Annotated in this window: 16 protein-coding genes, 6 tRNA genes and 1 pseudogene; 20 read left to right on the forward strand and 3 right to left on the reverse strand. The window is 61.5% G+C overall.

The genetic code is table 11. From position 1 onward, the window contains the following. The first annotated feature begins 86 nt into the window (after positions 1 to 86). The 20 genes from ACP7B7_RS05030 to ACP7B7_RS05125 all read left to right on the forward strand — a co-directional run bounded on the left by ACP7B7_RS05030 (position 87) and on the right by ACP7B7_RS05125 (position 14143). Complete coding sequence (locus tag ACP7B7_RS05030; protein ID WP_426075943.1) at positions 87 to 542, forward strand: hypothetical protein; 456 nt, start codon at positions 87 to 89, stop codon at positions 540 to 542. Positions 543 to 609: 67 nt separating this feature from the next. Then, positions 610 to 1233 carry an RNA polymerase sigma factor RpoE gene (gene rpoE / locus ACP7B7_RS05035; protein WP_308925546.1) on the forward strand — a complete coding sequence of 208 codons (624 nt, stop codon included), beginning with the start codon at positions 610 to 612 and terminating at the stop codon, positions 1231 to 1233. Positions 1234 to 1286: 53 nt separating this feature from the next. Next, on the forward strand, positions 1287 to 1598 hold the full coding sequence (locus ACP7B7_RS05040) for a sigma-E factor negative regulatory protein (RefSeq protein WP_426075944.1): 312 nt from the start codon (positions 1287 to 1289) through the stop codon (positions 1596 to 1598). Between the two features lie 225 nt (positions 1599 to 1823). After that, a complete protein-coding gene (locus ACP7B7_RS05045) occupies positions 1824 to 3317 on the forward strand; it encodes a DegQ family serine endoprotease (RefSeq protein ID WP_426075945.1) in 1494 nt (497 codons plus the stop codon). Positions 3318 to 3399: 82 nt separating this feature from the next. Then, a complete protein-coding gene (locus ACP7B7_RS05050) occupies positions 3400 to 3645 on the forward strand; it encodes a glutaredoxin family protein (protein WP_426075946.1) in 246 nt (81 codons plus the stop codon). A gap of 273 nt (positions 3646 to 3918) precedes the next feature. After that, positions 3919 to 5709: a translation elongation factor 4 gene (gene lepA / locus ACP7B7_RS05055; RefSeq protein ID WP_308925549.1), complete on the forward strand. Its 1791-nt coding sequence runs from the start codon at positions 3919 to 3921 to the stop codon at positions 5707 to 5709. Positions 5710 to 5712: 3 nt separating this feature from the next. Beyond that, a complete protein-coding gene (gene lepB / locus ACP7B7_RS05060; RefSeq protein ID WP_308925550.1) occupies positions 5713 to 6630 on the forward strand; it encodes a signal peptidase I in 918 nt (305 codons plus the stop codon). 91 nt (positions 6631 to 6721) lie between these two features. Beyond that, the gene (rnc, locus tag ACP7B7_RS05065) at positions 6722 to 7525 is read left to right on the forward strand and encodes a ribonuclease III (RefSeq protein ID WP_308925551.1); all 804 of its coding nucleotides are present in this window, start codon (positions 6722 to 6724) and stop codon (positions 7523 to 7525) included. Next, positions 7522 to 8424, forward strand: a complete 903-nt coding sequence (gene era / locus ACP7B7_RS05070; protein WP_046683972.1) for a GTPase Era — start codon at positions 7522 to 7524, stop codon at positions 8422 to 8424. Before rnc ends, era begins: the two co-directional genes overlap by 4 nt. Before the next feature lie 28 nt (positions 8425 to 8452). Further along, entirely contained in the window at positions 8453 to 9277 is an 825-nt protein-coding gene (gene recO / locus ACP7B7_RS05075) for a DNA repair protein RecO (protein ID WP_308925552.1), read from the forward strand. Between the two features lie 34 nt (positions 9278 to 9311). Further along, positions 9312 to 10079 carry a pyridoxine 5'-phosphate synthase gene (pdxJ, locus tag ACP7B7_RS05080; protein ID WP_308925553.1) on the forward strand — a complete coding sequence of 256 codons (768 nt, stop codon included), beginning with the start codon at positions 9312 to 9314 and terminating at the stop codon, positions 10077 to 10079. Then, entirely contained in the window at positions 10079 to 10477 is a 399-nt protein-coding gene (acpS, locus tag ACP7B7_RS05085; protein WP_308925554.1) for a holo-ACP synthase, read from the forward strand. The genes pdxJ and acpS overlap by 1 nt, the downstream gene beginning before the upstream one ends. An 11-nt stretch (positions 10478 to 10488) precedes the next feature. Continuing rightward, positions 10489 to 12369 carry an excinuclease ABC subunit UvrC gene (uvrC, locus tag ACP7B7_RS05090; RefSeq protein ID WP_308925555.1) on the forward strand — a complete coding sequence of 627 codons (1881 nt, stop codon included), beginning with the start codon at positions 10489 to 10491 and terminating at the stop codon, positions 12367 to 12369. Positions 12370 to 12488: 119 nt separating this feature from the next. Continuing rightward, positions 12489 to 13073 carry a CDP-diacylglycerol--glycerol-3-phosphate 3-phosphatidyltransferase gene (gene pgsA, locus ACP7B7_RS05095; RefSeq protein WP_065306612.1) on the forward strand — a complete coding sequence of 195 codons (585 nt, stop codon included), beginning with the start codon at positions 12489 to 12491 and terminating at the stop codon, positions 13071 to 13073. A gap of 286 nt (positions 13074 to 13359) precedes the next feature. Then, positions 13360 to 13435, forward strand: a tRNA-Gly gene (locus ACP7B7_RS05100). A gap of 91 nt (positions 13436 to 13526) precedes the next feature. Beyond that, positions 13527 to 13602, forward strand: a tRNA-Gly gene (locus ACP7B7_RS05105). Positions 13603 to 13659: 57 nt separating this feature from the next. After that, a tRNA-Gly gene (locus ACP7B7_RS05110) sits at positions 13660 to 13735 on the forward strand. Between the two features lie 62 nt (positions 13736 to 13797). After that, positions 13798 to 13873: transfer RNA gene (locus ACP7B7_RS05115), tRNA-Gly, on the forward strand. A gap of 80 nt (positions 13874 to 13953) precedes the next feature. After that, positions 13954 to 14029, forward strand: a tRNA-Gly gene (locus tag ACP7B7_RS05120). A 40-nt stretch (positions 14030 to 14069) separates the two neighbouring features. After that, positions 14070 to 14143 (forward strand) — tRNA-Cys (locus ACP7B7_RS05125). A gap of 57 nt (positions 14144 to 14200) precedes the next feature. Here ACP7B7_RS05125 and ACP7B7_RS05130 read toward each other — a convergent pair. The 3 genes and pseudogenes from ACP7B7_RS05130 to ACP7B7_RS05140 all read right to left on the reverse strand — a co-directional run bounded on the left by ACP7B7_RS05130 (position 14201) and on the right by ACP7B7_RS05140 (position 16160). Next, positions 14201 to 14605, reverse strand: coding sequence for a VOC family protein (locus ACP7B7_RS05130; protein WP_426075947.1), 405 nt, complete (start codon positions 14603 to 14605; stop codon positions 14201 to 14203). Positions 14606 to 14701: 96 nt separating this feature from the next. After that, positions 14702 to 15315 (reverse strand): annotated as a pseudogene (locus tag ACP7B7_RS05135) (NAD(P)-dependent oxidoreductase). Next, positions 15312 to 16160, reverse strand: coding sequence for an inositol monophosphatase family protein (locus ACP7B7_RS05140; RefSeq protein WP_426075948.1), 849 nt, complete (start codon positions 16158 to 16160; stop codon positions 15312 to 15314). The pseudogene ACP7B7_RS05135 and the gene ACP7B7_RS05140 overlap by 4 nt, the downstream one beginning before the upstream one ends. Positions 16161 to 16162 lie beyond the last annotated feature (2 nt).

The raw sequence follows: 16162 nt of genomic DNA on the forward strand, positions 1-16162 counted from the left end.
GCGCTGATTCGGCGCCAACGTTCGTTGGCGCCTGAATTTGCCCGGCATGGTGCCGGCGCGCCTGATATTTTCCCCATTGAGAGTGTATGTCGATTGCCATATCGGCTGTCCTGCGCACGCCTGTCGGTTTGCGTCTGCTGCAAGCGTGCCTGGGCGTCGCTGCCTTGCTGGCGGCCTGGCCGCTGGCAACGGGTGCTTACGCCCTGGGCTGGCCTGCCGCGCTGATCAGTGCCGCTGGCGGCGTGTTGTCGCTCGCTGCGCTGTGTTCTCACGGAAAGCCGCATACGCTTGATATTTCACCGGTCGGCCAGTTTCGGCTGGCGGAACATGACGCATGTGGCGGTGTGCCAGCGTCGTCCGCGCCGCCGCTGCGTCTGCTGCCCGGTTCGACCCTGTGGCCGGCGCTGCTGGTGCTGCGCCTGAGCGACGACCAGGGGCGCATCGTCACGCTGGTGGTGCAGCGTGCTCTGCCGGCAACAAAGGCGTTCCGCGAACTGGCCGTGGCATGCCGCGCCATCGCGGCGCGGGGGAAGGGGGCATAAAAAGTGCGGAAAATACTGAACTTCTTGCAGCGGGCCAACTCTATAACCATACAGGCGCCCGCGCTGCATGCTACCAGGGATACAGGGTGTGAGGACAGAACGCGAAGGTGATCAATTATTGGTCGAGCGGGTCCAGGCTGGCGACAGGCGGGCATTCGACGTGCTGGTATCGAAATACCAGCGGCGTCTGATGCGGCTGGTATCGCGGCTGGTGCATGACCCGGCGGAGGCCGAAGATGTGGTGCAAGAAACCTTTATCAAGGCCTATCGGGCGCTGCGGCATTTCCGCGGCGACGCGGCTTTTTATACCTGGCTTTATCGCATCGGCATCAATACGGCGAAAAACTACCTGGTCACGCAGAGCCGGCGCACGCCCACGTCCAGCGAAACCGATGCGGAGCAGGCCGAGTCTTTCGATGACGGCAACAAGCTGCGTGACAACAACACGCCAGAGTCCGTGCTTGCCAGCAAGCAGATCGCCGCCACGGTCAACGCCGCCATGGATGTGCTGCCGATCGAATTGCGCACCGCCATCGTGCTGCGTGAAATCGAGGGATTGAGCTATGAAGAAATTTCGGAAATCATGGCGTGCCCGATCGGCACCGTGCGCAGCCGTATCTTTCGGGCGCGCGAGGTGATTGCGGAAAAACTCAAACCCTTGCTGGACATGCCGATTGACAAGCGCTGGTAATACATTGACCATGAGCAAGCCGCACCATTCCTTTTGAACTGGCAGGACCCACGATGGACACATATCCAGGATTGCACGAGCATATTTCGGCCTTGGCCGATGGCGAACTGGCGGCCAGCGAACTCGAGTTGGCGTTTGCCGCGCTCGACACCGATGCGGGGCGCCAGGCCTGGCAGGCCTACCGCCTGATCGGCGAAGCGCTGCGCGCAGGGCAGGATGCGAGCGTGCTGAGCGCCGGTTTCGGCGCGGGCCTGGCCGGCCGCCTGGCTGCCGAAGCCGCTCCCACGTCCGCACCGGCAGCCGTCCTGGCCGCTGTCGCGCCGGCTGCCGAACCGCTCGACATGGGCATTGTTCCCCAGCGCTAGCCTGCTTACGCCAGCCTTAATGCGGGCGACTCCCTCTTGACACCGGCCTTCTGCACGATTGACACTAGCCGCTGGCGATATCTTGCTTATGCGATATATTGTTGTACGGTTTGCCATGCGCGGCCTGTGCCTGACCGCCACGCCTGCCTCTGGCGCGCCCCCGGATGCAGCGTGGGGCAGGCTGGCGGCAGCCAGATCCGACTTACCATTCGAAAAGACTACTCCATGAAAAAAAATATTTGTGCACCCAGCAAAACGTTTTCAGCGAAGACGCTTTCCGCCTTGTGTCTGGGGACCGCCGGCGTCTTCTTTGCGCCGGCCATGCTGGGCATGGCGCCGCCGGCCCATGCCGCCGTGCCGTCTGTCAAACTGCCTGATTTTGCCGACCTGGTCGACGCGGTCGGCCCGGCCGTCGTCAATATCCGCACCACCGAACGGCTGAAAATGGGCGGCGCCGCCGCCGGCAGCAGCGACGAGCAGGAAATGCAGGAATTCCTGCGCCGCTTCTTTGGTGGCGCCATGCCGACGCCGCGCCAGCAGGACCCGCGCAGCCGCCGCGCGCCGCAAGAGCAGGAAGTGCAGCGCGGCGTCGGCTCCGGCTTCATCATTTCCGCCGATGGCTACGTACTGAGCAATGCGCATGTGGTCGACGGCGCCGATGAAGTCTATGTGACGCTGACCGACAAGCGCGAATTCAAGGCCAAGGTGATCGGTGCGGATGCGCGCACCGACGTGGCCCTGCTGAAAATCGAAGGCGCCAACCTGCCGCGCGTGACCATCGGCGACTCGGAGAAAATCCGTGTCGGCGAATGGGTGATCGCCATCGGTTCGCCGTTCAACCTGGAAAACACGGTCACGGCCGGCATTATCTCGGCCAAGTCGCGCGATACGGGAGATTACCTGCCGCTGATCCAGAGCGACGTCGCTGTGAATCCCGGTAACTCGGGCGGTCCGCTGATCAACCTGCGTGGCGAAGTGATCGGCATCAACTCGCAGATCGCCACCCTGTCCGGCGCCTACAACGGCATTTCGTTTGCCGTGCCCATCGATGAAGCCATGCGTGTCGGCGAGCAACTGAAAAAAACCGGCAAGGTGGTGCGCGGCCGCATCGGCGTGCAGATCGGCGAAGTGAGCAAGGAAGTGGCCGAATCGCTGGGCTTGCCGAACGCCAAGGGTGCGCAGGTCTCGATGGTCGAACCCGGTGGCCCGGCCGACAAGGCCGGTGTCAAGCCTGGTGACATCATCCTGAAATTCAATGGCACCCAGATCGAGCGCTCGTCCGACCTGCCGCGCTTGGTGGGCGGCTCCGCCGTCAATGGCAAGGCCAGCATCACCGTCTGGCGCAAGGGCGCGCAGCAGGAGTTGCCGGTCACGGTGGCCGAGCTGGAAGGCGAGAAAACCGCCGGCAAGGCCGCAGCCAAGCAGCCCGAAGCACAGACCAGCAATGCATTGGGACTGAAGGTCAGCGACGTGCCTGCCGCCAAAAAGCAGGAACTGAAGATCGATGCCGGCGTGCTGGTCGATGACGCCGATGGCGTGGCGGCCCTGGCCGGCCTGCAGTCCGGCGACGTGATCCTGCAATTGAACAACGTTGCCGTGCGCGACGCCAAGCAGTTCAATGCGCTGGTGGCCAAGCTCGATCCGAAGAAAACCTCGGCCGTGCTGGTGCGCCGTGGCGAAACGGCGCAATTCGTGTCCTTGCGTCCGTTCGCAAAATAACTTTCAACCCGCGCCCCGCGACAGCCGGGGTCGGACCCTTAGGGACCGACCCCAGTCTTTGCTTGGGGTTATTCAAGTTCCCATGCACTTCACCCTCTACTCCCGCAGTTATTGCCATCTATGCCAGGACATGCTCGACGCCCTGCAACGGTTGCAAACCCCCGTCAAGCCCTTCACGGTCGAGGTGATCGATATCGACACTTCGCCCGACCCCTCGCTGCTGGCGCGTTTCGACGAGCTGGTGCCGGTGCTGTTCGGCGACCTGGATCAACCCGAGCTCTGCCATTATTTCCTTGATGAAGCCGCCGTGCGCCGCCATCTGGCATGAACTGAATGGCTGATTTACATCGCTGCCCGGGAGGCGGCCGCTGAAAGACGGGCTTTCTACTCTGAAATCCGGTAAAATGGGGAGGTCGAAAAAGCTCCTGTCCGCAGCAGCAGCTTATGTCGCTTCAAAAGCGCTCGCCTGGACATGCAAATGTCCTGCCCGGAGCGCTTTTTTCATCATGAGTGGGGTGCCCGGTTTTGGCCCTGTTTGGCCCTGGCATGATCCCCTTGATTCCTGTTAAAGCAGTGTTGTCACTCGCACATATATTAGTTAATGAATAACATACGCAATTTCTCCATCATCGCCCATATTGACCACGGTAAATCGACCCTGGCTGACCGCATCATTCAATTGTGCGGCGGCTTGTCCGACCGCGAGATGGAGGCGCAGGTGCTCGATTCGATGGATCTGGAGCGCGAACGCGGCATTACCATCAAGGCGCAAACGGCGGCCCTGCACTACAAGGCGCGCGACGGCCAGATCTACAACCTGAACCTGATCGATACACCGGGCCACGTCGACTTCAGTTATGAAGTGTCGCGCTCGCTGTCCGCCTGCGAAGGCGCGCTGCTGGTGGTCGACGCGTCGCAAGGCGTGGAAGCGCAGACCGTCGCCAACTGCTACACGGCGCTGGACCTGGGCGTGGAAGTGGTGCCGGTCCTGAATAAAATCGACTTGCCGAACGCCGATCCTCCGAACGCGATTGCCGAAATCGAAGACGTGATCGGCATCGACGCCGGCGACGCGGTCCACTGCTCGGCCAAGACCGGCTTTGGCGTGCTCGACGTGCTGGAGCAACTGATCGTCAAGGTGCCGCCACCGAAGGGTGATCCGGACGCGCCGTTGCAGGCGCTGATCGTCGACTCCTGGTACGACGCCTATGTGGGCGTGGTGATGCTGGTGCGCGTGGTCAACGGCACCCTGAAACCGAAAGACAAGATCCGCCTGATGGCCACCGATTCGGTGCAGCTGGTGGAAGATATCGGCGTGTTTTCGCCGCGCTCGCAATCGTTGCCGCAACTGTCCGCAGGGCAGGTGGGCTTCGTCATCGCCGGCATCAAGGAACTGAAAGCGGCCAAGGTGGGCGATACCGTCACCCTGGCCAGCCGTCCCGCCAGCGAGCCATTGCCAGGCTTCAAGGAAGTGCAGCCGCAGGTGTTTGCCGGCCTGTTCCCGGTCGAAGCGAACCAGTACGATGCGCTGCGCGACTCGCTGGAAAAACTGAAACTGAACGACGCCGCCCTGATGTACGAGCCGGAAGTATCGCAGGCGCTGGGCTTCGGCTTCCGCTGCGGCTTCCTGGGCCTGCTGCACATGGAAATCGTGCAGGAGCGCCTCGAGCGCGAATTCGACATGGACCTGATCACCACCGCGCCGACCGTGGTGTACGAAGTGATCCAGCGTGACGGTACCCTGATCAACGTCGACAATCCGTCGAAGATGCCGGACCCTTCGCGCATCGAGGAAGTGCGCGAGCCTATCGTCACGGTCAACCTGTATATGCCGCAGGAATATGTCGGCTCGGTGATCACCCTGTGTATCGCCAAGCGCGGCATCCAGATGGACATGAGCTACCACGGTCGCCAGGTCAAGCTGATCTATGAAATGCCGATGGCCGAGATCGTGCTGGACTTCTTCGACCGCCTGAAATCGACTTCGCGCGGCTATGCCTCGATGGATTACGAGTTCAAGGAATACCGCGCCGCCGACGTGGTCAAGGTCGACATGCTGATCAACAGCGAAAAAGTCGATGCGCTGGCCATTATCGTGCACCGTTCGAACAGCCAGTACCGTGGCCGCCAGGTGGCCGCCAAGATGCGCGAACTGATCCCGCGCCAGATGTTCGACGTGGCCATTCAAGCCACCATCGGCGCCAACATCATTTCGCGCGAGAACGTGAAAGCGCTGCGCAAGAACGTGCTGGCCAAGTGCTATGGCGGCGATATCAGCCGCAAGAAAAAATTGCTGGAAAAGCAAAAGGCGGGCAAGAAGCGCATGAAGCAAGTGGGTTCCGTGGAGATTCCACAAGAAGCCTTCCTGGCAATCTTACAAGTGGACGGCTAACACATGAACCTGCAAGTGATTTTAGGAAATTTCGCGCTGATTTTGTTCGTCCTGATGGTCATCACGGGTTTTGTCTGGTGCCTGGACGTATTTTATTTGTCGAAACAGCGCCGCCTGGCGGCCGACCGCGCACTGGCTGATTTCGACGCGCGCCAGTCCAAGCTGGCCGCCGAAGGCATCAAGTCCGAGCATGGCGGCAGCCGCGCCACGATCGAAGCGGCGCTGCTGCGCCAGCCGACCTGGGTCGAGTATTCGGGTAGCTTCTTCCCGGTGATTGCGATGGTGTTCTGCCTGCGCTCCTTCCTGTACGAGCCGTTCAAGATCCCGTCGAGCTCGATGGTGCCGACCTTGCTGGTGGGCGACCTGATCCTGGTAAACAAGTTTACCTATGGCATTCGTTTGCCGATCGTCAACAAGCGCATCATTGAAGTCAATGATCCGCAGCGCGGCGACGTGATGGTGTTCAAGTATCCGAAGGACATGTCGCAGGACTACATCAAGCGCGTGATCGGTGTGCCTGGTGATAAAATCACCTATGACAACAAGCGCTTGACCGTGAATGGCAAGCCGGTCAGCTACACGCCGCTCGATGACTACCTCGACGACGAGAGCACCGTGTACCACAAGCAGCTGGAAGAAAACCTGACGGGCGTCAGCCACCGCATCCTGAACGACGATCCGGCGCCGACCCTGAACCTGGGGCAGGTCACCGACTTTCCGCACAAGGATGCCTGCGACTACAACGAAGACGGCTTTACTTGCGTCGTGCCAGCAGGAAATTATTTCATGATGGGCGACAACCGCGACAACAGCGCGGACAGCCGCTACTGGGGTTTCGTGCCGAACGAGAATATCGTCGGCAAGGCTTTCCTGGTGTGGATGAATTTCAGCAATCCGAAACGCGTGGGCGGCATCCACTAAGCCGCTTGGGTCCTTCGGGACCAACCCCGCATGCCGTGCGCCCGACACCCGCGCCGGCATGCCGACTCAATCAGATGACACAGAACCAACAATGAATCTTCAGCTATTGCAAACCCGTCTAGGCTATACGTTCCAGGATGCTGGCCTGTTGCAGCAAGCCTTGACGCATCGTAGCCACAGCAGTTTGCATAATGAGCGGCTGGAATTCCTCGGCGACTCGATACTCAACTGCGTGGTCGCGTCCATCCTGTACGAGCGCTTCAAGGCCATCGACGAGGGCGATCTGTCGCGCCTGCGCGCCAACCTCGTCAAGCAGCAGTCGCTGTATGAAATCGCGCAAAAGCTGGAATTGTCGCAGTTCCTGCGCCTCGGCGAAGGCGAACTGAAATCGGGTGGTTTCCGCCGTCCGTCGATCCTGGCCGACACCCTGGAAGCGTTGCTGGGGGCCATTTTCCTCGACACCGGTTTCGATGCCGCCAGCACCGTGATCCGCGCCTTTTATATTCCCATCCTCGACTCGGTCGATCCGCAGACACTGGGCAAGGATGCCAAGACCCTGCTGCAGGAGTTTTTGCAGAGTAAAAAAATCTCGCTGCCACAATACAATGTGGTGGCCACCCACGGCGCCGCCCACAGCCAGGAATTCGAGATCGAATGCCTGGTGCCGAAATTGAATATCCAGGTCTACGGTCGTGGCGGAAGCCGCCGCGCCGGTGAGCAAGCCGCCGCCAAACTGGCGCTGGAGGTGGCCGAGCAGGCACTGCTGAAGTCGCCCGCCGCCAACCGCAAGCCCAAACCGCGCGCCGCCCAGCTCAAGCTGGCCGGCATTGCCACCATCCAGAGCGACGACGCCGCCGTCGCCGCTCACACTCAACAGAAATCGACACTCGCATGACAGCCACCAAAATGCCCGACAACTTCCGCTGTGGCTATATCGCCATCGTGGGCCGCCCGAACGTGGGCAAATCGACCCTGATGAACGTGCTGATCGGCGCGAAGGTCAGCATCACCTCGCGCAAGGCGCAGACCACGCGCCACCGCATCACCGGCATCCAGACCGTGCCTGACGCGCAGTTCATCTACGTCGACACGCCCGGCTTCCAGACGCGCCACTCGAACGCGCTGAACAAGACGCTCAACAAGACCGTCACCAATACCCTGATCTCGTCGGACGTGATCCTGTACGTGATCGAGGCGGGCACGTTCGGCCCGGCCGACCAGCAGGTGATGGACTTGCTGCCGAAAGAGGTGCCGTGCATCCTGGTGATCAACAAATCGGACCGCGTCAAGGACAAGGCCGTGCTGCTGCCGTTCGCGCAAAAAGTGGCCGCCATGCGCGACTTCGCCGCCATCGTGCCGGTCTCGGCCAAGCTGCATTTCCAGCTGGAAGGCTTGCAGAACGAGATCAAGCGCTTCCTGCCGGAAAACCAGCCGATTTTCGGACCGGACGACATCACCGACCGCAGCGAAAAATTCCTCGCCTCGGAAATCGTGCGCGAAAAACTGTTCCGCTTTGTCGGCGACGAACTGCCGTACACCAGCACCGTGCTGATCGAGAAATTCGAGCAGGAAGGCGATCTGCGCCGCGTGTTTGCCGCCATCCTGGTCGAGCGCGATACGCATAAATCGATGATCATCGGCAACAAGGGCGCGCGCCTGAAGGAAGTCTCGACCCAGGCCCGCCTGGACATGGAAAAACTGTTCGGCGGCCCGGTCTACCTGGAAATCTGGGTCAAGGTCAAATCGGGCTGGGCCGACAACGAAGCGGGCCTGCGCGCCTACGGCTACGAGTAAGTCCATACCAGGGGATGACGCCACACGCATGAGCACCACCACGCCAGCGCTGCCAGGCGCCGTCCCGGCAGTCCCGCTGCAGAGCGCCGCTGTGCCATCCCCGCCAGCGCCCCGGCGCACGGCCAGCCGCCCGCCCGGGCGCGATGGCCGCATCACGGGCCAGCCCGCCTTCGTGCTGCACAGCTACCCGCATAAAGAAACCAGCCTGATCATCGATGTGCTGACGCGCGACCATGGCCGCATCGCGCTGGTCGCCAAGGGCGCCAAGCGTCCCCATTCGCAACTGCGCGGCGTGCTGCAGACCTTCCAGCCGCTGCAGGCGGGCTGGACCGGCAAGTCCGAGCTGCGCATCCTGACGGGCGCCGAATGGGTGGGCGGCATGCTGCCGCTGGAAAAGACCGCCTTGCTGTGCGGCTTCTACCTGAACGAATTGCTGGTCAAACTGCTGGCGCGCGACGATCCGCACCCGGTCCTGTTCGACCACTACGTTGCCACCTTGAATCAACTGGCGCACAATGAACCGGCGCCCATCGTGCTGCGCAAGTTCGAGCGCGCGCTGTTGAAGGAAACCGGCGTGGCGGCCGACCTGGTGCGCTGCACCGGCACGCGCCAGCCGGTGCAGGCGGGGCAGATCTATGTGGTCGACCCAGAGCGCGGCCCGCGTCCGGCGCAGGCCGGCGACGCCTGGCCGCGCATTACCGGCAAGACCCTGCTCGACATGGAGTGCGAAGATTATGCCGATGCCGCCACGCAGGCGCAAAGCAAGACCTTGATGCGCTTTTTGCTGGCCCATCAGCTCGGTGGCGCGACCCTGAACACGCGCCAGATGCTGATCGATTTGATGCAGTTGTAATGTTCAACCTACACAGTTATTACGGAAAATTACCATGAGCTTTTTGCAGCCAGCCGGCCCCGTCATCGACCTGGGCGTCAATATCGACCACGTGGCCACCTTGCGCAATGCGCGCGGCACGCAGTATCCGGACCCGATCCGCGCGGCCCTGCTGGCCGAACAGGCCGGCGCCGATTGCATCACCTTGCATTTGCGCGAAGACCGCCGCCATATCAAGGACGCCGACGTGATCGCCATCGCGCCGCAACTGCTGACGCGCATGAACCTGGAAGCGGCCGTCACCGCCGAGATGGTCGATTTTGCCTGCCGCATCAAGCCGGCGGACGTCTGCCTGGTGCCGGAAAAACGCACCGAAGTGACCACCGAAGGCGGCCTGGACGTGGTGCGCTATTACAAGGAAGTGTCGGCGGCCGTCAAGCAACTGCAAGGCGAGGGCATCCGCGTCAGCCTGTTTATCGATGCCGATGAGGCGCAGATCGCTGCCGCAGCCGAGATGGGCGCGCCCGTGATCGAGCTGCATACGGGCCGCTATGCGGATGCCGAAGGTGAAGCGCAACTGGCGGAACTCGAACGCATCAAGGCCGGCGTGCTGTTTGGCGCCACCCGTGGCTTGAAGGTCAATGCGGGCCACGGTTTGCATTACACCAATGTGCAGGCGATCGCCGCGATTCCCGATATCGCCGAACTCAATATCGGCCACGCCATCGTGGCCCATGCCGTGTTTGTCGGCTGGGAAAACGCCGTGCGTGAAATGAAGGCCATCATGGTTGCGACACGCGTCGGTCATCGGGCGGGCAAATAATGATTTACGGCATAGGCACCGATATCTGCAAGATACCGCGCATCGAAGCGGCGCTCGCGCGCCATGGCGAGCGCTTTGCCAAGAAGATACTGGGGCCGCAGGAACTGGAAAAATTCCGCGCCCGCAGCGCGAGGAGCGCCGTGCGCGGCGTGCGCTTCCTGGCCACGCGCTTTGCCGCCAAGGAAGCTTTTTCCAAGGCGATCGGCCTGGGCCTGCGCATGCCGATGACCTGGCCCGCCGCGCAGATGCTCAATCACCCGAGCGGCAAGCCGATGATCGTCTGCAGCGGCGTGCTGGCGGACTTTATGGCACAGCACCGTTTGAGCGCGCAAGTGACGATCAGCGACGAGGAAGAGTACGCCGTCGCTTTCGTGATTGTGGAACAATCGCCAGAATAACCGAGCCAGCAATGACCGAAGCAATACCCGATCTGAACGCCGTCGTCCCCGTACCCGACGCACGCGCGCAAGTGCTGGCCACCGTCGCCAGGCTGCCGAACCTGCCTGGCGTATATCGCTACTTCGATGCCGGCGACAAGGTGCTGTACGTGGGCAAGGCGCGCGACCTGAAAAAGCGCGTGTCGAGCTACTTCCAGAAAAACCTGGCCAGCCCCCGTATCGCCATGATGGTCGAGCGCATCGTGCGCCTGGAAACCACCGTTACGCACAGCGAGGCGGAAGCCCTGATCCTGGAAAACAACCTGATCAAGGCGCTGCAGCCGCGCTACAACATCCTGTTTCGCGACGACAAGTCCTATCCGTATCTGAAAATCACCGGCGGCGAGGCGCCGCGCATGGTGTATTACCGCGGTTCGGTGGACAAGAAGAACCAGTATTTCGGGCCGTTTCCCAGTTCCTGGGCGGTCAAGGAATCGATGCAGATCTTGCAGAAAGTATTCCTGATCCGCACCTGCGAAGACAGCGTGTATGCCAACCGCACGCGGCCGTGCTTGCTGCACCAGATCGGCCGCTGCAGTGCGCCGTGCGTCGACCTGATCAGCAAGGAAGACTATAAAAACGACGTGGAAAACGCGGCGCGTTTCCTGCGCGGCCGGCAAAGCGAAGTGATGGCCGACCTGGAAAAGAAAATGCACGCCTATGCGGCCGAGCTGAAATTCGAGCAGGCGGTGGTGGTGCGCAACCAGATCAATTCGCTGTCGCGCGTGCTGCACCAGCAGAGCATGGAAACCACCGGCGACGCCGATGTCGACATCATTGCCGTGCTGGTGCAGGGCGGGCGCGCCTGCGTCAACCTGGCGATGGTGCGCGGCGGACGCCACCTGGGCGACCGCGCTTACTTTCCGAGCCAGCTCAGCGATGCCGCGGCGATTGCCGAGGAGCCGATCGAAGTCGAAGTGCTGGCCGCATTCCTGGCCCAGCACTACACGGAAAAATTCATTCCCGGCACCCTGATCCTGAATATCGAATTCGACCAGCCGGCGCTGATGGTGGCGCTGATGGAGCAGTGCGGCCACCGCATCAACCTGATCTTCCAGCCGCAGGGCCAGCGCCGCCAGTGGCTGGAACTGGCGCAAAAAGGGGCCGAGATTTCGCTGGCGCGGCTGTTGTCCGAGCAGGGTTCGCAGCAGTCGCGCACGCGCGCGCTGGCCGACGCCCTGCGTCTGGAAGCGGAAGACCTCGACACCATCCGCGTGGAATGCTTCGACATCAGCCACACCCAGGGCGAAGCGACGCAGGCCTCGTGCGTGGTGTTCCACCATCATGCGATGCAGAACGGTGAATACCGGCGCTACAACATCAATGATATTACCCCCGGCGACGATTATGCGGCGATGCGGCAAGTGCTGATGCGCCGTTATGAAAAGGTGGCCAATGGCGACGGCGTGATGCCGGACGTGGTGCTGATCGACGGCGGCAAGGGGCAGATCGAAATGGCGCGCCAGGTGTTTGCCGAACTGGGCCTGGACATCAGTCTGATCGTCGGCGTGGCGAAAGGCGAGGGCAGGCGAGTCGGCCTGGAAACCTTGCTGTTTGTCGACGGCCGCGCGGCGCAGGAGCTGGGCAAGGAATCGGCGGCGCTGATGCTGATCGCGCAGATCCGCGACGAGGCCCACCGTTTTGCAATTACCGGCATGCGCGCCAAGCGCGCCAAGACGCGCCAGACCTCGCGCCTGGAAGAGATAGAAGGCATCGGCGCCAAGCGCAGGCAAAAGCTGCTGTCACGCTTTGGCGGCCTGCGCGGCGTGGTCGACGCCAGCGTGGAAGACCTGATGTCGGTGGAGGGGATTTCGACCCAGCTGGCGGAGGAAATCTACAAGCAGCTGCACTAGTAATTTCGGCCTGGTCCGGCTACGCCGCAACCGGACTAGGCTAATACCCGCGTGCCATGTAGACTAGTGGCGCTTTGTTGGTGCTTTATTCAATTTACCCGTCGGCCGATTGCTTTCCTATGCCTTTTAATATTCCCATCCTCCTGACCTGGCTGCGCGTGGCCCTGATCCCGCTGGTCGTCGGCGTGTTTTATCTGCCGCCGTCGATGCTGCTGCATGGCGACCAGAACCTGGTCGCCACCCTGGTCTTTATTGTTGCCGCCGTGACCGACTGGTTCGACGGCTTCCTGGCCCGCCGCTGGAACCAGACCTCGGCCTTTGGCGCTTTCCTCGACCCGGTCGCCGACAAGCTGATGGTGGCCGGCGCCTTGCTGGTGCTGGTGCAGCTGGACCGCGTCAATGCCGTGCTGGCGTTTATCATCATCGGCCGCGAAATCACGATTTCGGCCCTGCGCGAATGGATGGCCCAGATCGGCGCCTCGAAATCGGTGGCGGTTAGTTCGATCGGCAAGATCAAGACGGCCGCGCAGATGACGGCGATTCCCTTGCTGCTGTACCACGAGGTGATCTTCGGCGCCATCGACACCCATGTGTGGGGCGAAAAGCTGATGTGGATCGCCTGCGTGCTGACGGTGTGGTCGATGTTTTACTATCTGCGGCTGGCATGGCCACTCATTAAAGAAAAGGCGGGCAATCTGCATTGAGCTCGGTAGTGAATGGCGTGAAAGGGCGGGCCAGAGGCGCGGGCCTGAGAAAATGCCGATGGCGGCGTTGCAGCTCCTTGTCGTACTAGCGTACTGCCTGCGTCGCTGCGCCTTGCCCTCGACATTTTTCAGACCCGCTTGGCCCGGGAGGCCTTTGCCGGAGTTCGCGGCTTCAATCGGTTCTGTCTGCATGCTTGCGGTGTCAGGATCGGGCTTGAAGAGGATGGATAAAATTCCATTGACAGCCTCTGTAATACATCTATAATGCTGGCCTGTTGTTGATGACGCGGGAGTAGCTCAGTTGGTAGAGCGCAACCTTGCCAAGGTTGAGGTCGAGAGTTCGAGACTCTTCTCCCGCTCCAGTTTTCTGGATCGTGTCATAGGTAAAACAGCAGTTGCAGCAAAAAGTAGTACTGGCGATGTAGTAGAGCTTCTGATACAATGTTGTCCACTGCGGGAGTAGCTCAGTTGGTAGAGCGCAACCTTGCCAAGGTTGAGGTCGAGAGTTCGAGACTCTTCTCCCGCTCCAGTGAAAACTGGCAGCAGTTGTAAACGGTAGCAAAAAGCAGTAGAATGTTGACTCCAAGCGGGAGTAGCTCAGTTGGTAGAGCGCAACCTTGCCAAGGTTGAGGTCGAGAGTTCGAGACTCTTCTCCCGCTCCAGTGGCAACTGGATGCAGCAAACATAGTAATACGGCGTAGTAAGCAGAAAATAGAAGCTCCATGCGGGAGTAGCTCAGTTGGTAGAGCGCAACCTTGCCAAGGTTGAGGTCGAGAGTTCGAGACTCTTCTCCCGCTCCAGAATTCTAAAGGGAAGCGCAGATGGCTTCCTTTTTTTATCCGCCGCCTTCGATGGCGCAGCGTGAATAGTAAAGCTCCATGCGGGAGTAGCTCAGTTGGTAGAGCGCAACCTTGCCAAGGTTGAGGTCGAGAGTTCGAGACTCTTCTCCCGCTCCAGTTTCAGATGTGCCACAAAGCACATTGCAGCAGTTCCTCAGGCGAGGTAGCAAAGAGGTTATGCAGCGGCCTGCAAAGCCGTTTAGACGGGTTCGATTCCCGTCCTCGCCTCCAGTAATATGCAGTAAAGAAAAAACCCGCAGCGATGCGGGTTTTTTTTCGTCCATCGATTCACTGCGCTGGCGTGCCGCCTATATGCGTGAACTGCCAGGCATGGCCATCGAGGTCCGTGAAGCCGTGGCCGTACATGAAACCGTGGTCGTCCGGCTCGCCCGTGGCGGTGGCACCAAGGGCGACGGCTTTGGCCACCAGGCGATCCACCTCTTCGCGGCTTTCGCAGCTCAGGCAGAGCCACATTTCCACCGCTTCCTGCGTATTGGCAATTTTCCTGGTGTGGAAAGAGCTGAAAAACGGCGCCGTCATCAGCATGGCGTTGATGCTGCCTTCGCTGATCACCATCAGTGCGGCATCTTCATTGGAAAACATCGGCTCGAACGCATAGCCGAGCGCGCTGAAAAAGGCCCTGGACTTGTCGAGATCCCTGACCGCCATGGTGACAATGATCTGTTTGTGCATGATGCTTCCTTTCAGGTGAATGCCGCTGGCGCCGGATCGCCGATTTCCGTCACATTATTAAAGCGTAAAATCGCGGCGCATGGCGCGCTGCAAGCTCTATAGGGAAACGACCGGCGCCTGGCCGATAAAAGCGCCGCTCTCGGCGGTGCGCAGGATAAACGCCGCCAGGTCGGCGCGAGATAGCCGTCCCGTGATGCCTGGCGTTAAGCCAATGCCGCTGCGATAGCGTCCGCTCGCCTCGCCGTTGGTCAGCGCGGGCGGGCGCACCAGGGTCCAGCCGGTGCCGCTGCTGCGCACCAGCGCTTCCATGGCGTCCTTGTCACGCATCTTGTCTGCGATCACCCATCTCACGAAGCGGATGAACCACGACGCGTGGCGGGTTTCCGATGCGCCATAGGCACTGAGGGCAATCAGCCGCTGTTTGTCGCCTGCATCGCCGGCACAATGCTGCGCATGGCGTCGCTGCAGATGGTCTGCGCGCCACCTTTGCGCGCGCCCAGCACGCTGATGACCGCATCGGCGCCTTGCACCACCGACTCCACCATGGCGGGTTGATCGAACCGGCCGACGATGGCCGTCAGGGCAGGGTGCTGGATGGATACACTGTCGGCGCTGCGCAGCAATACCGTTACCGTATGACCGGCGTCCAGCGCCAGTCGCAGCAGATGGCGGCCGGTGGCGCCGGAAGCGCCAAAAATGGCGAGTCTCATGGATGTTCCTTCAAAGAATGAGTCTCGGCGACGCCGGACAGCACCTGAATGGCCGGCGCCAGCAGCGCCGGGGCGCTGGCCAGGAAGCCGCTGCTGTCCAGCCGCCACGGCTGACCGTCCAGGTCGGTGACCTCGCCGCCCGCTTCGGTGACCAGCAGCGCGCCGGCCAGCAAACCCGAGCGCACGTTGCTGACTTGCCAGAACAGATCCTGGCTGCCTGCCGCCACCTGCACCAGCTGCAAGGTCGACGGTACCGACACGCGCACCACCAGCGCCGCCGCCAGCATGGCGGTGACCGAGTTGCCGATGCGCTCGCAGATGGCGCTGCCTTCATCGGGCACGGCCTGGCCGGTGCCGGCCATGGCGGCGTTCAGTGCGGTTTTCAGCGAGACCTGCAGCCGCTTGCCATTCAGCCAGGCGCCGCCGCCGCGCAGGGCGGTATAGGTTTCCGCGGACATCGGCAAGTGCACGGCGGTCAGCACCGCTACGTTATCGCGCACCAAAGTCGCTGTCACGCCCCAGTCCGGCAGGCCATGAATATGATTGATGGCGCCTTCGACCGGATCGACGACCCACCATTCGCCAGCGGGCAGCAATCCACCGCCGCCTTCATCGTCGGCCCATTGCGCAGCGGGGCGCGCGCCGGACAGGGCCGGGCGCAACACGGCCAGCGAGACGGCGTCATTGGCGGCGATCATGGCGCCGATATCGTGCCGGCTGCCAAGGCGGGTGTCGGCATGGAAGCGGGCGCGCACGGCCAGGCCGGCCGACTGGACGGCGGCCACGGCCAGCGTCAGCAGGCTGGCGTCATCGTCCGCGGCATGGGGTGTAGTTGCAGTATTCATGG

The organism is Janthinobacterium sp. PSPC3-1 (assembly GCF_049896105.1).
GTDB lineage: Bacteria > Pseudomonadota > Gammaproteobacteria > Burkholderiales > Burkholderiaceae_D > Janthinobacterium.

Excerpts from the sequence above, each read along its gene's own strand:
- ACP7B7_RS05030 (WP_426075943.1), top strand. The coding sequence starts at position 87 with ATGTCGATTGCCATATCGGCTGTCCTGCGCACGCCTGTCGGTTTGCGT.
- rpoE (WP_308925546.1), top strand. The coding sequence starts at position 610 with ATGCTACCAGGGATACAGGGTGTGAGGACAGAACGCGAAGGTGATCAA.
- ACP7B7_RS05040 (WP_426075944.1), top strand. The coding sequence starts at position 1,287 with ATGGACACATATCCAGGATTGCACGAGCATATTTCGGCCTTGGCCGAT.
- ACP7B7_RS05045 (WP_426075945.1), top strand. The coding sequence starts at position 1,824 with ATGAAAAAAAATATTTGTGCACCCAGCAAAACGTTTTCAGCGAAGACG.
- ACP7B7_RS05050 (WP_426075946.1), top strand. The coding sequence starts at position 3,400 with ATGCACTTCACCCTCTACTCCCGCAGTTATTGCCATCTATGCCAGGAC.
- lepA (WP_308925549.1), top strand. The coding sequence starts at position 3,919 with ATGAATAACATACGCAATTTCTCCATCATCGCCCATATTGACCACGGT.
- lepB (WP_308925550.1), top strand. The coding sequence starts at position 5,713 with ATGAACCTGCAAGTGATTTTAGGAAATTTCGCGCTGATTTTGTTCGTC.
- rnc (WP_308925551.1), top strand. The coding sequence starts at position 6,722 with ATGAATCTTCAGCTATTGCAAACCCGTCTAGGCTATACGTTCCAGGAT.
- era (WP_046683972.1), top strand. The coding sequence starts at position 7,522 with ATGACAGCCACCAAAATGCCCGACAACTTCCGCTGTGGCTATATCGCC.
- recO (WP_308925552.1), top strand. The coding sequence starts at position 8,453 with ATGAGCACCACCACGCCAGCGCTGCCAGGCGCCGTCCCGGCAGTCCCG.
- pdxJ (WP_308925553.1), top strand. The coding sequence starts at position 9,312 with ATGAGCTTTTTGCAGCCAGCCGGCCCCGTCATCGACCTGGGCGTCAAT.
- acpS (WP_308925554.1), top strand. The coding sequence starts at position 10,079 with ATGATTTACGGCATAGGCACCGATATCTGCAAGATACCGCGCATCGAA.
- uvrC (WP_308925555.1), top strand. The coding sequence starts at position 10,489 with ATGACCGAAGCAATACCCGATCTGAACGCCGTCGTCCCCGTACCCGAC.
- pgsA (WP_065306612.1), top strand. The coding sequence starts at position 12,489 with ATGCCTTTTAATATTCCCATCCTCCTGACCTGGCTGCGCGTGGCCCTG.
- ACP7B7_RS05130 (WP_426075947.1), bottom strand. The coding sequence starts at position 14,605 with ATGCACAAACAGATCATTGTCACCATGGCGGTCAGGGATCTCGACAAG.
- ACP7B7_RS05140 (WP_426075948.1), bottom strand. The coding sequence starts at position 16,160 with ATGAATACTGCAACTACACCCCATGCCGCGGACGATGACGCCAGCCTG.